16 protein-coding genes are annotated in these 13757 nt (G+C 41.4%); 3 read left to right on the top strand and 13 right to left on the bottom strand.

The window, feature by feature from the left end; all coding sequences use genetic code 11:
- Positions 1–83: 83 nt before the first annotated feature.
- Genes ACSSTM_RS06830 through ACSSTM_RS06840 form a run of 3 tightly spaced genes read right to left on the bottom strand, consistent with a single transcriptional unit; the run spans position 84 to position 1805 of the window.
- On the bottom strand, positions 84–494 hold the full coding sequence (locus ACSSTM_RS06830; RefSeq protein WP_034663477.1) for a DoxX family protein: 411 nt from the start codon (positions 492–494) through the stop codon (positions 84–86).
- Between the two features lie 56 nt (positions 495–550).
- Positions 551–1390, bottom strand: a complete 840-nt coding sequence (locus tag ACSSTM_RS06835) for a M56 family metallopeptidase (protein ID WP_034663481.1) — start codon at positions 1388–1390, stop codon at positions 551–553.
- Positions 1383–1805, bottom strand: coding sequence for a BlaI/MecI/CopY family transcriptional regulator (locus ACSSTM_RS06840; RefSeq protein ID WP_024425495.1), 423 nt, complete (start codon positions 1803–1805; stop codon positions 1383–1385). Before ACSSTM_RS06840 ends, ACSSTM_RS06835 begins: the two co-directional genes overlap by 8 nt.
- Positions 1806–2071: 266 nt before the next feature.
- Between ACSSTM_RS06840 and ACSSTM_RS06845 the strand changes: the two genes are divergently transcribed.
- Complete coding sequence (locus ACSSTM_RS06845) at positions 2072–3217, top strand: AbrB family transcriptional regulator (RefSeq protein WP_034663485.1); 1146 nt, start codon at positions 2072–2074, stop codon at positions 3215–3217.
- Positions 3218–3251: 34 nt separating this feature from the next.
- On the opposite strand, the gene lepB is transcribed toward ACSSTM_RS06845, so the two are convergent.
- Both lepB and ACSSTM_RS06855 read right to left on the bottom strand, forming a co-directional pair.
- Positions 3252–3764 (bottom strand): signal peptidase I, encoded by a 513-nt coding sequence (gene lepB / locus ACSSTM_RS06850; RefSeq protein WP_034663490.1) that lies wholly within the window; start codon positions 3762–3764, stop codon positions 3252–3254.
- Positions 3764–4381, bottom strand: coding sequence for a TVP38/TMEM64 family protein (locus tag ACSSTM_RS06855; protein WP_034663493.1), 618 nt, complete (start codon positions 4379–4381; stop codon positions 3764–3766). The genes lepB and ACSSTM_RS06855 overlap by 1 nt, the downstream gene beginning before the upstream one ends.
- A gap of 158 nt (positions 4382–4539) precedes the next feature.
- Between ACSSTM_RS06855 and ACSSTM_RS06860 the strand changes: the two genes are divergently transcribed.
- Positions 4540–4902 carry a hypothetical protein gene (locus ACSSTM_RS06860; RefSeq protein ID WP_034663496.1) on the top strand — a complete coding sequence of 121 codons (363 nt, stop codon included), beginning with the start codon at positions 4540–4542 and terminating at the stop codon, positions 4900–4902.
- Positions 4903–4970: 68 nt separating this feature from the next.
- On the opposite strand, the gene ACSSTM_RS06865 is transcribed toward ACSSTM_RS06860, so the two are convergent.
- The 7 genes from ACSSTM_RS06865 to ACSSTM_RS06895 all read right to left on the bottom strand — a co-directional run bounded on the left by ACSSTM_RS06865 (position 4971) and on the right by ACSSTM_RS06895 (position 11352).
- Positions 4971–5927 carry an LCP family protein gene (locus tag ACSSTM_RS06865; protein ID WP_034663498.1) on the bottom strand — a complete coding sequence of 319 codons (957 nt, stop codon included), beginning with the start codon at positions 5925–5927 and terminating at the stop codon, positions 4971–4973.
- Between the two features lie 140 nt (positions 5928–6067).
- Entirely contained in the window at positions 6068–7012 is a 945-nt protein-coding gene (locus ACSSTM_RS06870) for a siderophore ABC transporter substrate-binding protein (protein WP_034663500.1), read from the bottom strand.
- Between the two features lie 22 nt (positions 7013–7034).
- On the bottom strand, positions 7035–7793 hold the full coding sequence (locus ACSSTM_RS06875; protein ID WP_106037877.1) for an iron ABC transporter ATP-binding protein: 759 nt from the start codon (positions 7791–7793) through the stop codon (positions 7035–7037).
- Positions 7784–8734 carry an iron chelate uptake ABC transporter family permease subunit gene (locus ACSSTM_RS06880; RefSeq protein ID WP_034663507.1) on the bottom strand — a complete coding sequence of 317 codons (951 nt, stop codon included), beginning with the start codon at positions 8732–8734 and terminating at the stop codon, positions 7784–7786. Before ACSSTM_RS06880 ends, ACSSTM_RS06875 begins: the two co-directional genes overlap by 10 nt.
- On the bottom strand, positions 8727–9677 hold the full coding sequence (locus tag ACSSTM_RS06885) for an ABC transporter permease (protein ID WP_066031073.1): 951 nt from the start codon (positions 9675–9677) through the stop codon (positions 8727–8729). The genes ACSSTM_RS06880 and ACSSTM_RS06885 overlap by 8 nt, the downstream gene beginning before the upstream one ends.
- Positions 9678–9842: 165 nt before the next feature.
- Positions 9843–10118 (bottom strand): barstar family protein, encoded by a 276-nt coding sequence (locus ACSSTM_RS06890; RefSeq protein ID WP_060595943.1) that lies wholly within the window; start codon positions 10116–10118, stop codon positions 9843–9845.
- A 64-nt stretch (positions 10119–10182) separates the two neighbouring features.
- Entirely contained in the window at positions 10183–11352 is a 1170-nt protein-coding gene (locus ACSSTM_RS06895) for an MFS transporter (protein WP_106041503.1), read from the bottom strand.
- Positions 11353–11497: 145 nt separating this feature from the next.
- Between ACSSTM_RS06895 and ACSSTM_RS06900 the strand changes: the two genes are divergently transcribed.
- Positions 11498–12937 carry a PLP-dependent aminotransferase family protein gene (locus ACSSTM_RS06900; protein ID WP_034663517.1) on the top strand — a complete coding sequence of 480 codons (1440 nt, stop codon included), beginning with the start codon at positions 11498–11500 and terminating at the stop codon, positions 12935–12937.
- Between the two features lie 32 nt (positions 12938–12969).
- On the opposite strand, the gene ACSSTM_RS06905 is transcribed toward ACSSTM_RS06900, so the two are convergent.
- Positions 12970–13452 carry a hypothetical protein gene (locus ACSSTM_RS06905; RefSeq protein ID WP_060595940.1) on the bottom strand — a complete coding sequence of 161 codons (483 nt, stop codon included), beginning with the start codon at positions 13450–13452 and terminating at the stop codon, positions 12970–12972.
- Positions 13453–13757: the final 305 nt, after the last annotated feature.

Genomic DNA, 13757 nt, shown 5'->3' on the forward strand with positions numbered 1-13757 from the left:
TCATTTTCAAACGAGAAAATGAGAATTTGACCATTAAAAAAACTCCTCTGCCACAAATGCAGAAGGAGTTTTTTCATGATCTTTTAATGAAATTTTGCTTCATTGCTTTGCTGCTGATGCTTGAGAACCCCATCAATTGACAGCAGCTTACTGCCGCTAAGTGTTAAATAAAGCGCCATGACGAGCAGCGAAAGTTCAAATTCATAACCGCCAACAAATCCTTTAGAAAAACCAACAGTAATAATCGCTACAGCCATAATTGGTACAAATAATGCTGCGAAAATACGTGTTCCTAGACCTAAAATCAAAGCGATACCCCCGACTAGCTCAATTGTCTTGACAATATAGGCCATAAATTCGGGTAAACCGATTTGCCCAAAGAATGCTGCTGTTCCTCCCAGTCCTCCTTGATATGCCTGAAGTCCATGTAAAAAGAAAATAATACCTAAAATAACGCGTACAAAAAGTGTTCCTATTTCTTGATTCGTTTTCATATAGTGAATTCCTCCTGTTTTTACACTACATAATGTAATGTTAATAAGTAAAAAAATTAGTAATTTAAGTTGAGCATAATCATTAAGACCACCATCAGAATGGCTGATGTGACAATTGGAATAATTGGTACATTAAAAGGAATATTGTAAGTTGGATTTAAGATTTTTTGTATTCTTAAATTCAATGCCCGATCTCCAAAGGACACCGCAAACTTTGTTTGTTTTTGAAACTGGGTTTTCTTTTTAATCAGTTTCAAAAGGGCCTGCCCTACTCCAAGCTCTGTACCTGTCTGCTGAATGGCATAGTCATCTGCAATCACTTCGCGAAAAACAGAGTAGCTTTGTCTCATATGCTTTAACACTGGAATGTACCAAATGACTTTTGTGAGCATTGAGAACATGAAAGCTTTTAAGGGATCATAGCTGTATTTGTGATGCAATTCATGATGAACAACAGCGTCAATCTCCTCTTTATCCAGCATGTCCATGAGAGCTGTTGATAAATAAACCTTTGGGTGAAGCATCCCCATTGCAAAGGCAAGCGGTTCTTGACAGCGAAACACAATGATATCGTTTTGATATTTCTCTGACAGAGATTCGGTTGACTGTTGTTCGACTGCCAACATCATATGTCGTTTGAATTGAATGTACTTTCTAATTTGCTTTGCCATATAGAAAATTGCAAATCCCAATGTGTAGAGGACTAAGGCATCCAGAAAGTATTTTAAAGGAGTGAATCCATAGAATTCGAGCACGGACTGGCATACATGGATCAGGTTATATGCTTGGTTCCAGCCAAAAAAGCTTGAAAGCACGTAATACCCCATCTGATAAAAAATGGCTAAACCAATCAATATACCGCCTAAAAACAGCAGACTCGACTTCATTTTATTCATTTTGCTGCTCCTCTTTTTTAGATGCTAGCCTTGCTTCTAGAACTTTGAGTAATTCAGGATCAGCACTTTCAATCGCATCCACCATATGATTCACTGCCAATGGACCAAAATCGTCCATCAATCCTTGCGTAATCCATTTTGTTTGCTCATTTAGAAATTCTTCTTTTGTTAAAATGGGATTATAAATAGATGAGCGCCCTTTTGTTTTCTTCTCCACAATTCCTTTTTCGGTTAAGCGGTTCAGCACAGTCATCACCGTGTTGAAATTAATCGGCTTTTCATCTGACAGCTTCTGCTGCACCTCTTTAATCGGCATATCCTCACCTTGATAAAGGATCTCCATAATTCTTCCCTCTAAAGGACCAAAAAAACGATTCAATCCCTTTTCATTATATTTAAAAGAAGGAATTTTCATGTTATCACCCCACACTAAGCATTGTAGTGTAATTGAAAATGATAGTCAACTGATAAGATAAATAGGGGAAAATCGTTGTATATTGACTTTGCTTTTGGTATAAATTATTTCTTTCTTTATAAGAATTTGCTAACCATTTATTGATAAGATAATCTTATGAAAATGGTAAAAAAAATCGTATTTTATTTATAGAGACTTTTGTATTATAGTGAAGATAACAACATTTCACTTACTGAACAAACATATAGGAAGAAGGTTTACATGTGATGAAACAAGGAAACAGCCTTCGAACCGATCTCATTCTGATTGCGATAAGCGGTTTAGGTGGATTTCTTTTGTCTTTAACAGGAATGTCTATTGGCTGGATGGTTGGTACATTAATCACAGCAGCTTTTATTGCCATGCGCCGCCCCACCCTGTTTCAGCGTAAAGGAACCAGCACCTTACGTATTCACAGCAGATGGCTGCTCCTTGGTCAATTCATTCTCGGAATCGAACTCGGACAGAAAATGAATATGAAGGTCCTTCACATTTTCGCTGAAAATTGGCTCCCTGTGAGTTTCATGCTCGTCTTTTCTATTCTACTGGCGATGCTCTCAGGCTTTGCCTTATGGAAGCTGAGCAAAACAGATATGCTGACAAGCTTTGTCGGAACTGCCCCCGGCGGTTTATCCGCTATGCCTGGGATTGCCCAAGAGGTGGGAGCAAATACAGCTGTTGTGAGTCTCGTGCAAACGATACGTGTATTAATGGTTGTACTCACTATCCCTTTTACAGTGTTTTATTTAAATACAAAAAACGAAGCGGATGCGGCTGTAGCTACGCAAGGGAGCGCCTTTTCTTCGGGCGTTTTCACCCTGTCAAACATCTCTTGGACCGCTGCGCTTATTTTAGGTGCCTGGCTCATGTCACGCCTGGCAGTTCGTCTTCATTTCCCTGCCCCTTGGCTGATCGGCAGCATGCTAGGCGTCGCAGCTCTTCAAGTTGGTACGGGCGCACTCATAGGTTATGATTTGATTCCTTATTGGCCGGCACAAGCGAACATTGCGTCTCAAATATTTCTAGGTGCAACCATCGGATCAAAAATGAATAAACAGATGTTTGTCGGACTAAAAAACACTCTCATTGTGGCTGTTGTCAGCTCAGCCGGGCTAATTGCTGCGACTGTCCTCAGCTCTATTGCCATTGCTGAGATCACAGGCATTTCTGTCATTACAGCCATTCTTGCCTTTTCGCCTGGCGGTATTGCAGAGATGGCAACAACAGCGGTCACACTTCACGAGGATTCTACCTTTGTTGTGGCTGTACAAGTCATCAGAATTATTCTCGTCATTGCAATGCTGCCACCGTTTTTCCGGTTCTTACATCATGTCTGGGCAAAAAGGCAGCCTGATTATAAAGCCGCAAAATAAAAAAGAGACGCTTTGCATATGCAGAGCGCCTTTTTTATTCGCTGGTATTCCTTTTGACACCGACGACTTGATCCTTTGAAATGGTGCCAAAATGCCGGCTGTCAAAGCTATGTATTCGGTTATCTCCAACCACAAAGTAATGATTGTTTTTGATTTTATCGTCTCCTGTGATGGCTTTCAGCTGAAAATCTCCTGTCAGGACGTTCCCCATTTTATGTTTTTTCTGCTCTTTTAAATAAGGTTCCTTCTTTTTTTCACCATCGACAAATAACTGATCATCTTCATACTTGATCGTTTCTCCTGGGAGTCCAATGACCCGTTTGATCAAGATTTGATTTTTAGGTCCGTGAAATAACACATAATCAAACCGGCTAATTTTCGTGAGTTTTGGCGAGAACTTATTGATTAATAATTCTGTTCCATCTGTAAAAGTTGGGTCCATACTAACCCCTTCTACTTTGTACGTGACAAACATGAAATTCTTTACTTGGAACAATAAGACGATGCCTGTAATAATCATCAACCATAGCAATGGCTTCTTTTTCATTAAGAGCCTCCTTTGTCCTCACGCTTGCTCATTCGAATGTTCAACCTATTTTCTACTCTCTTTCCAACATACCATAATAACGCGATAACTAGAACCGCAAAAACACTTCTTAACGGATTCTTAACTAAAGCAGAAAGATCATAGCCAATAAAACTAATGATAAAGAGCATGACACACTTGCCAGATAAAGCAGCTAATGAGAATTGCCAAAAGCTAATTCTTGATAAACCCGCTACAACATTGACGGCAGCAGAGGGCGTGAAAGGAAAGCAAAGTAAAATAAATAACGGACCAAACCCCCGCTTCTCCACCCAAAGCATCAATTTTTTAATGGAAGGATGCCTACTGATAAAGTTGAGCATTCTCATCTGTCCAAATTTTCTGATCAGCAAAAAGACAAGAATAGACCCTGCACTTGCGCCAATCCAGGTCAATAAAAAGCCTTCCCAAAGGCCAAATGCATTTGCATTCGCTACAGCAAACGCAACGAGTGGTAAAAACGGAAGAAATGCTTCTATTAAGGGTAGCAATATGGCCACAATTGGTCCAAAGGCCTTGTAGCTTTCAAAAAATGATGTGATATTTTCATGAGTAAATAGGGAAAGAAATGATGTCAACTTCTTTGACTCCTTCAAGGTTTGTCTACTTTTCATTTTACATGGAAAACATAAAAATATACAAATGAATCCCCCCTGCCCCCTTGAGATTGGTTGACTCATTCGATATAATAAATAAGAACAAGCGTTCTATATATATAAAGAAAGCAGGCTTGGACATGACGAGACTATCAAGAATACAGCTTCAGATGATGGAACAGGCCATCTTTCTTCCAATGGTCATCTCCATCCTCAATCGTGATTTGACTCACTTAAAACAACATCAAACATTTAAACTAAATGAACCATACATTCAGCTTGTAACCTCTGCCTTAAAGGAAGCACAGAAAGCACTTTATGAACTGAAGCAGCATTTACGTAAAGAAAAAATGAAGGTACAGCAAATTGAACACGATGAAGGATTTACAACGTACCTATTTATCATGAATGGCTATGAAGAAAAGCATAAATACTTTAATCCACGTATACGCCACCGGGTAGAGGAACTGCTGACTCAGTATTTTCTTCATCAAGCGAACTGAATTTGCTTCATTGTCGCGCTTACCCATTCAAAGCAAAAAGCCTGCCACAGCGGCAGGCTCCTTCTTGTTTATGATAATTCAAGCTGTTCTCTTAGCTCTGTTCTCACTTCGTCTAATCCAGCGCCATCTAACTCAAAGTAATACACATTCCCAGGCTGATAATCATGGCCCTTTAGCTGAATGGTATCCACTGATTTCAATGAGCTCAATAACGGGAAAAGACCGATAAACTGCTTCATAGTCAGATTGGTTGAGACGTTATCACTAAGTGTATCAATGATGTTATCATATGACGGGATCGAAGAAATGGATTTAGATTTTTCAAAGATGGCTTGAAGTGCTTCCATTTGGCGCTTTCCGCGCATGAGGTCACTGTCTGCCTTTCTCGTTCTCACAAAGGCTAATGCTTCTTCACCATTTAATGTATGGGCGCCTGTCTGCACATGAACTTTTCCCTTTGAATCCTTTTCCATTTGTTTTGCGATACCTTCATCTTCAATCGTGACGTCAATTCCGTTTAACTCATCCACAATGTCTTGAAACGCCTTAAAGTTCCCTGAAATCACATAATCTACAGGAATGTTCAGCAGGTTTTCGACCGTTTTGACTGACAAATCTGCACTCCCAAACGCATGGGCGTGGGCGATTTTATCATATCCTCTTCCCGGTATATCAACATAAGAATCACGAGGAATACTGAGGAGCTTGATGGTTTTCTCTGTTCGGTTCACCGCCGCCAGTAAGACCGCATCACTTCTTGCTTCGTCTACCGTTTCACCTGGACGGCTGTCAATTCCAAGCAAGAGCACCGAGAAGCTGTCTTTTCCTGGATCAAAAGCTTTCACACGCTTTTGCGAGGTGTCTCCTCTTTCTAATGACACTTGCGCCTTATCCGACGCTTTTGAAATTTTATAGTAAGCATATCCTGTCACGGACACTGCCATCACCATGACAAAAGCCATGATAAACAGCACGGCTTTCACCCAAGGTCTCAGCCTTCTTTTTGATCTTGTTTTTTCCTTCATCCTTTCCGAACCCTCACTCTATCTTAGTCTATCAATGTAGGTTCCACTATAACATATTTTGATGAAAGTTTCCTGCACGCAACATATTTTTATGAATCCACAATAAAAAAAGCCGCTCAGTATGAGCAGCTTTTCTTCCATTATTTTTGGTCAATTCCTTGTTTTACTTCATCAATCATGGCAGTCAATGATTCAAGGCCGCCGCCAGATAAATACCACATGTCAGAGTTCAAATACACCACATGGTTGTTTTTGACCGCTTTGACTGATTTCACATAATCATTTTCAACAAGCTGTTTCGCAGAAGTTTCTTCTCCGATCGCTGCGCCTCGATCAATGACAAATAAGTAATCCGGATTCGTTTTGACCATGTACTCATATGAAATGCTTTGTCCGTGTTTGTCAGATGGCTCAAGCTTTTGATCTGCCGGCGTGATACCAAACACATCATGGATGAGTCCGTATCTTGACTTAGCACCAAAGGCTGTCATTTTACTGTCGTTGGCCATGATCATTAAACCATTCTGTTTCAACTCTTTTGCCTGTTTCTTTAATGCATCTACTTTTTGATCAATGGCTGCTAATTCTTTTTTGACTTCATCTTCCTTATCAAAAATTTCCCCTAACGTCGTGGCATTCTTTTTAAATGATTCCATATAGTTGGCAGTGTCTACATCCATCAAAATCGTAGGAGCAATTTCAGAAAATTCATCGAATGCATCTGATTGACGAGACTGAATAATAATCAAATCGGGCTTAATCTCTGCAATTTTTTCGAAGTTCGGCTCTTTTAAACCGCCGACATTCTCATATTTGTCACCTTCATATTTGGATAAATATTTAGGCACGACTTGTTTTGGTAAAGCTGTCACATCCACACCTAGTTTGTCCAGCGTATCAAGACTTCCCATATCAAACACGACGACTTTTTTCGGGTTTTTCTTGATCTTCACGCCATCTTTATTCAGCATGTCTTTTACCGTGACGGTTTCCTCTTTTGTTCCTTCTGTTTTTCCTTGGTTCCCGCAGGCAGCGAGTACAACAATCGCTGTTAATACAGTCATCATCCAAATCCATTTTTTCATACTTGATCACCTCTTCATTTTTTTAAGAAAAATATAAGCAAATACGCTCACCGTGAATGACTTCAATCGGTATGCGCATGTCATAAATTTGTTCAAGTGCATCTGTTTGAATCACTTCTTCTACTCCGCCTTCTTTGATCACCTGTCCATCTTTTAAAGCGACGATATGATCGGAATACACAGATGCAAAGTTAATATCATGGAGAACCACAACAATTGTTTTCCCAAGATCTTTGACGAGCTGCTGAAAGAGCTTCATCATCTCAACAGAATGATTCATATCCAAATTGTTTAAAGGCTCATCTAAGAAAATATAATCCGTATCCTGAGCCAGCACCATCGCAATAAAGGCTCTTTGCCTTTGTCCGCCGCTCAGTTCATCTACATATTGATGCTGGATATCGGCAAGCCTCATGTATTGAAGAGACACATCGATCATCTTCTCATCTTCTTTTGTCAGATGACCCTGTGAGTAAGGAAAACGGCCAAAGCTGACAAGCTCCCGTACGGTCAGGCGCACACTCATGTGATTGGCCTGCTTTAAAATGCTCATCTTTTTCGCTAGCTCCTGCGGAGGATACGCGCTATATGGTTTGTCCTGTAAATAAGCTGCACCTGTGTCTGGCTGAATCAGGCGGCTCATGATGGACAAAAGCGTGCTCTTACCCGCACCATTTGGACCAATGAGAGAGGTCAGCTGTCCTTTTTTCACACTGACAGTTGTTTTGTGAAGCACTGTTTTTCCGTTATATGTCTTACTGACTCCCTTCATTACGACCATGAACGACTCTCCTTTAAAAGTAAGTAAATAAAATACAATCCGCCTACTAAATCAATCAGGACACTCAGCGGCGTTTGAAAAGTAAATACCTTTTCTACAAGAAACTCCCCGCCTACAAGGGCAATCACACTGATGAAAAAAGAGCCTAGCAGCAAGTACGTATGCCGGTATGTACGAAATAGCTCTCTTGCCACGTTCACGACGAGTAAGCCAAGGAACGTAATCGGTCCGACAAGTGCTGTTGCGATGGACACAAGAACGGCTATCACGATCAGCATCTTTTTTGTGATGCTGTCATAGTCAATTCCCAGATTCACCGCATGCTCCTTCCCAAGTGACATGACATCTAATTTGGAGCGGAATGTCCAAATGTAAAGGCACAGCGCCGCAAATAAAACAGAAGCAATGAGTAAGATATCTGTGTTCATGTGATTAAAGCTTGCAAAGGATTTATCTTGTACGACCTGGTATTCATTTGGATCAATCAGCATTTCCATAAAAGAAGAAAGGCTTTTGAACAATGTCCCAAAGACAATACCAACAAGCAGAAGCAAGAAAATGTGTTTATTTTTGCGTTTGAACATCACCGTATATAACAGCACAGAAAATAGAATCATCAGCCCAACGCAAAGGAAAAAATTCAGGTTTTTATTGACGATCATAAAATTGGCCGAGCCAAACAGATAAATAATCGCTGTTTGCAAAAACAAGTACAGTGCGTCTAAACCCAGTATGCTCGGCGTTAAGATTCGATTGTTGGTCAAGGTTTGGAAGACAACAGATGAAAAGGCAATCGCGCCTCCCGTCAATGTCATCGCCAGCACTTTCTTTAAACGACTTGGCACTGTGTACGGCCAGTACCCCATTTGAAAGGTAATGAAAATCACGATCAGCACGGCTGCAATGGCTGCAATCAGGCATAATGTACGTTTCTTATGCATAGCGTTTCCTCCTTAATAACATGTACAGGAAGATCGCACTTCCGACGATGCCTACCATGAGCCCAACTGAAATTTCATATGGATAAATGATCACCCTTCCGAGCACATCACAAATCAGAACAAAAATGGCTCCTAGTAAGGCTGTATGCGGAAGGCTCTTTTTCAAGTGATCGCCGCGGTAGATCGATACAATATTCGGAATGATTAAGCCTAGGAATGGCAACATTCCGACAGTTAATATGGTGACAGATGTAATCATCGAAACGATCACCAAACCAACCGCCATCACACGTTTATACGTTAAACCTAAGTTGATGGCAAAGCTCTCACCCATACCCGCCACTGTAAAGCGGTCAGCATATAAATACGCGATGATCAATAGTGGAACACTCACATAGAGCAGTTCATAACGCCCCTGAACAATAAGAGAAAAATCCCCTTGAAGCCATGCAGATACGTTTTGGATCAGATCATATTTATAGGCTATAAACGTAGATATTGAACTGACAATCCCGCCAAACATTAAGCCGACTAACGGTACATAGATCGTATCGTTCACCTTAATATGCCGCAGGATTTTTAAGAAAAGAAGATTCCCAGCTAAAGTAAATAGAAACGCGATTCCCATTTTCATGAGCGGGCTCGCATGTGTAAAAACAAGCATTGCTGCTAAAATACCAAGCTTCGCCCAATCCATCGTTCCTGCAGTGGTTGGTGAAACAAATTTATTCCTCGTCATGCTTTGCATAATAAAGCCGCATAAACTAAGGCTCATGCCAGCAAGCACAATACTCATGAGACGCGGGATGCGACTTGAAACTAACGTATGTAATTGTTCATCTGTTAAATGAAACATCTGTAAAATGGACAGATCCTGTACACCGACAAACAGTGATACACATGCCAAACATACAAATAATAAACTTAATTGATACAACTTCATACTGGTTTCTCTCTTTCTATCAAGCTCTTTCCGCTAAAAATGATTATCATTATCAATTAAGCGACAGTTCATATATTATCACATCTAGTAAAATATTCAATAGCAGATTGAGAAAGACGGAAACTCATGAAAAAACAGCCTGCGGCAGCGGCTGCTTTTTCACCATTATTGAATGCTCACTTGAAATTGTCCTTTCAATTCCTCTTCTGCTTCTTGAAATAACTGCCTTACGCTTTCTGCATACTCGCCAAGAGCGTCTTTGCTCGTTTCAAAATTTACCCATGTCAGCTCTATTGGAAGATTTACTTCTCCTGTCAAACAGTCCCATAGGGCATCAAGATTTTTCCCGTAATAGTCAGGAAGGTGTAAAACTGTTTTTAGTTGGTCATGAAGCTCTTCTTGCGACCTGCACGATGCGCCGTCCAGCTGCACTTTTTTCATGTCATCTTCCCCTCTCATGCCTTTATTTTAAACGAACAGAAGGAAAAAGAGAAAGCGGGACTCCTCACTTTTGTTTCTGTCTGACACTTGAGATCAAAAGGATGAGACAAGCAGCCAAAACGACCAAGAAAAAGACGGTTAACACCATCTGGGTCCCGTACAGATCAGCAAAAAGACCGATAAAAACACTCGGAATACCCAGACCTAAATAGGCAAACAAGTAAAACCCTGCAACGGCTCTAGCTGACTCCTTTTTCCCCCGTTCGACAATAAGCTGAAGACCACCTAAATAAGTAAATCCATAGCAGGCAGTACCCGCAAGCATCGTTCCGGCAAGCACAAGAAGGATGGACCCGCTATTTGCTCCAAATAGCAAAAGGCCGTATCCGCATGGAAGACAGATAAACCCGGCAAAGAGCGCTACTGTGCTATTCATCTTGCGAACAAAAGGCTGCATCAGGACACCTGCCATATTAATCAAAAAGAGTGCCGGCCCTACCCATAATTCATATCCATTCAATTTAAGCTGTGCTGGCAAAACCGAAATGACGAGGCCGCACACCGACCACGCGATGGCAATCGCTGCATTCGCCGGCATTGTTCCTTTTGGAAATGTTGGCATGTTCATCATCGGTTTACCTGAATCTCCTTGTACAGGCGGAACGAAAAAGAAGACACCCACGATGGTTAGGATTAAAAGGCCCAGCACAATCCAATAGCTAAGAGGCGCAAGCGACATACGCTGAAAAGAAAGCAGTGCCGTAAAAAGAGCACCGCCCCCAAAGCCAACCGAACTGCATAACGCAATAAAAGTTGGAATCCAGCTTGATTTTTCTGGATATAAAGCAATCAAATAAGCGGTGCATGTGCCAACACTCAGACCAAGCCCCACCCCTTGCAGCAGCCGGGCTGCAAAGAGCATTTGTATGGTAGGGTGCACGATCATCAATAGGGTAGCACATAACGAAAAGCTTAGCGCGACCAATAAAACCGGTTTGCGTCCAGCCCGATCAGATATGCCGCCAAGAAAAAGCAAGACTGGAATCAGTCCGAAGACATATGCAGCAAATACAAGTGCTGTAGCCGCCTTTCCGTACCCTGCTTGTTCGGCATACAACGTATAAAGGGGCACTTGCAGATTCACTGCGGTCGTAATCATAAAAAGACCAAATAAAACGAATATAAATGGAATGATGGATAGGTGTGCTGTTTCTTCTTTAGAAGCAGGGATCATTTGACTCTCTCCTCTATGTCATAAGCATATGAGAACAGTGTACACACCTTTTGGGTTACTTCCTATATCCAAAAATGATGCTATTGACCACTCCATAATTCCGTGTCATCATCAAGTTATATGTGACAATGAGAGAAGGTGTCCGATGTATATTTATTTAGACCGCTCAAGTACAACCCCGCTCTGGCAGCAAATCGTGACTGGAATCATTCAACAAATTCATTCACAAAAACTGAATCCTGACGATCAGTTAACACCAACACGGGTATTAGCACAGGAGCTCAATGTATCAAGATCAACTATACAGCTTGCCTATGATGAACTGCTGGCAAGAGGATATGTCAGCACATCTAGAAGAGGCGGTACAAAGGTCATTTCGAGTGACCACTATGCAGCCTCCACTCCCCATCAAAGTGAGCCGCCTTTCCCTCTTCCTGTAAGACCACACTTTCAAGAGGCGGAGAAACAAATGGACCACTGGCTGTCGGCCAATCAATTTCATGAGAAACTCGATATTGATTTTCGACATCAGGAGCCAGCCATCGATGAACATTTTCAAAATATATGGAAACGGTCGCTCACGAAAGCATTACAGCGATTAGATATGAAAGATTGGGGCTATTCCTCCCCGCACGGATTATGGGAAGTACGTTCAGAAATACGCCAATACTTATCTGTAGAACGCGGAATCGATGTAGAAGAAAATCAAATGGTGTTAACAGGTGGCACGCAGCAAGCCATTGATTTGATTTCACAGGTATTGCTTAAAAAAGGCGATACAGTAGCTGTTGAAGATCCAGGCTTTCCTGGGGCAAGGCTTTCATTTATGTATCGTGAAATGAACATTTATCCCGCACCCGTCGATGAAGAAGGAATCATGGTGAATACAGTGCCACGGCAAACAAAGCTGATTGCGGTGACGCCCTCCCATCAGCGTCCAACCGGTGTATGTATGAGTGTCAACAGAAGGCAGCAGCTGCTGAAATTTGCTGTCAGCCATCAGTCTTATATACTAGAGGATGATTTTGATGGAGATTATCGTTATCATGGCGGACCGCTTCCTTCATTATTTTCAGAAGCACCCGACCATGTGATTTACATCTTAAGCTTCTCCAAGGTGCTGACACCCGGCATCCGCCTTGCTGCCATTATCGGCTCCAAAGCGGTCATAAAAGAAATCGCTTCCCTGCAATCACTCATTCAAAGACAGCTGCCCATTATGGAACAGATCACGCTCGCTTCTTTTTTCAGAGAAGGAGAATTCACGCGATATGTCAGGCGAATGAGACAGCTGTATAAAAAAAGACAGGCTGCCATGATGGATGCCCTTTTGACACAACACTTTGACAAGCACTTTCATATCTATGGAACCGATACGGGTCTTCATGTCTTTTTAGAAGGAGCGCCAGACTTTGACGAAAAAGGCAGTATTGAAGCAGCCAAAGCAGCGGGCGTTGGCATTTATCCATTAAGTCCTTATTGTTTTGAGAGCAATCGAAAGGGATTACTGCTAGGCTTCGCCTGTACGGACGAAAACATGATTCAAGAGGGTGTCCGCCGCTTAAAGCAAATACTTTATATGTAAAAAAAGCCTGGAAGTCCGCCTTCCAAGCTTTTTTACGTTGATTGCTGAATGCGGCCTACTTCTTCAATAAATGCAGCTGTCTGCTGCAATCCATCTTGCAGATGATGGGTAGCGGAAATAAACAGCTTTTCTTGACCTGGGTGCTTTAATAGCTGCTCCACCTGACCGATTCCTTTTTCAAATGAATGAAGACCTGTCTTTAATTGTTGATCCGCCTTTTGATAAGCGGCTGGAACTTCTTGATGAGCAAGCCCCTTTTGAATCACACGATCAAAGGCTTTCGTCGCTTTTTTCAATTTTTTATTTACTTGGATCTTTCCATGTCCATCTGAAATAAATTGGTCGGTCATGTTTTCATAAGCTTCATTTAACTCATCCATATAACGCTGAACCCATTGTTCATACGCAGCTTCTTTTGTGTCTTGTTTTGAAGGCGATTGACCTGCTTGCTGACAGGCTGCTAGTAATGTCACTGTCAATGTGAATAGCAGCATCAATTGCGATTGTTTTTTCATACAGAGCCTCCATTTCTTATTCCCATTCGTTCATATCGGTCAAAATAGGAGTATCCTTTACCACATACGAACACTTTGCAAGAAATGATTTCTTTTATTGTAACAGACGGCTCGTGTCACTTCTGCGATTTATGAGTAAATGGATGAAAATACGTCTAAGGATCCACATTTTCCTGTCATTTGGTTGACAGTCTACCGATACACTTAATAGACGACTGGATATATGGATTTGGTTTCAATAAGTTCATGGTGGATATTTTCTAATGAAAAGAAATACTTCGTTCGTGTCATCATGATGATGCCAA

Source organism: Bacillus sp. RK1064 (assembly GCF_051488405.1).
Taxonomy (GTDB): domain Bacteria; phylum Bacillota; class Bacilli; order Bacillales; family Bacillaceae; genus Bacillus.

Excerpts from the sequence above, each read along its gene's own strand:
- ACSSTM_RS06840 (WP_024425495.1), bottom strand. The coding sequence starts at position 1,805 with ATGAAAATTCCTTCTTTTAAATATAATGAAAAGGGATTGAATCGTTTT.
- ACSSTM_RS06835 (WP_034663481.1), bottom strand. The coding sequence starts at position 1,390 with ATGAATAAAATGAAGTCGAGTCTGCTGTTTTTAGGCGGTATATTGATT.
- ACSSTM_RS06890 (WP_060595943.1), bottom strand. The coding sequence starts at position 10,118 with ATGAAAAAAGTGCAGCTGGACGGCGCATCGTGCAGGTCGCAAGAAGAG.
- ACSSTM_RS06830 (WP_034663477.1), bottom strand. The coding sequence starts at position 494 with ATGAAAACGAATCAAGAAATAGGAACACTTTTTGTACGCGTTATTTTA.
- ACSSTM_RS06870 (WP_034663500.1), bottom strand. The coding sequence starts at position 7,012 with ATGAAAAAATGGATTTGGATGATGACTGTATTAACAGCGATTGTTGTA.
- ACSSTM_RS06885 (WP_066031073.1), bottom strand. The coding sequence starts at position 9,677 with ATGAAGTTGTATCAATTAAGTTTATTATTTGTATGTTTGGCATGTGTA.
- ACSSTM_RS06900 (WP_034663517.1), top strand. The coding sequence starts at position 11,498 with ATGTATATTTATTTAGACCGCTCAAGTACAACCCCGCTCTGGCAGCAA.
- ACSSTM_RS06880 (WP_034663507.1), bottom strand. The coding sequence starts at position 8,734 with ATGCATAAGAAACGTACATTATGCCTGATTGCAGCCATTGCAGCCGTG.
- ACSSTM_RS06895 (WP_106041503.1), bottom strand. The coding sequence starts at position 11,352 with ATGATCCCTGCTTCTAAAGAAGAAACAGCACACCTATCCATCATTCCA.
- ACSSTM_RS06905 (WP_060595940.1), bottom strand. The coding sequence starts at position 13,452 with ATGAAAAAACAATCGCAATTGATGCTGCTATTCACATTGACAGTGACA.
- ACSSTM_RS06865 (WP_034663498.1), bottom strand. The coding sequence starts at position 5,927 with ATGAAGGAAAAAACAAGATCAAAAAGAAGGCTGAGACCTTGGGTGAAA.
- lepB (WP_034663490.1), bottom strand. The coding sequence starts at position 3,764 with ATGAAAAAGAAGCCATTGCTATGGTTGATGATTATTACAGGCATCGTC.
- ACSSTM_RS06845 (WP_034663485.1), top strand. The coding sequence starts at position 2,072 with ATGAAACAAGGAAACAGCCTTCGAACCGATCTCATTCTGATTGCGATA.
- ACSSTM_RS06875 (WP_106037877.1), bottom strand. The coding sequence starts at position 7,793 with ATGGTCGTAATGAAGGGAGTCAGTAAGACATATAACGGAAAAACAGTG.
- ACSSTM_RS06860 (WP_034663496.1), top strand. The coding sequence starts at position 4,540 with ATGACGAGACTATCAAGAATACAGCTTCAGATGATGGAACAGGCCATC.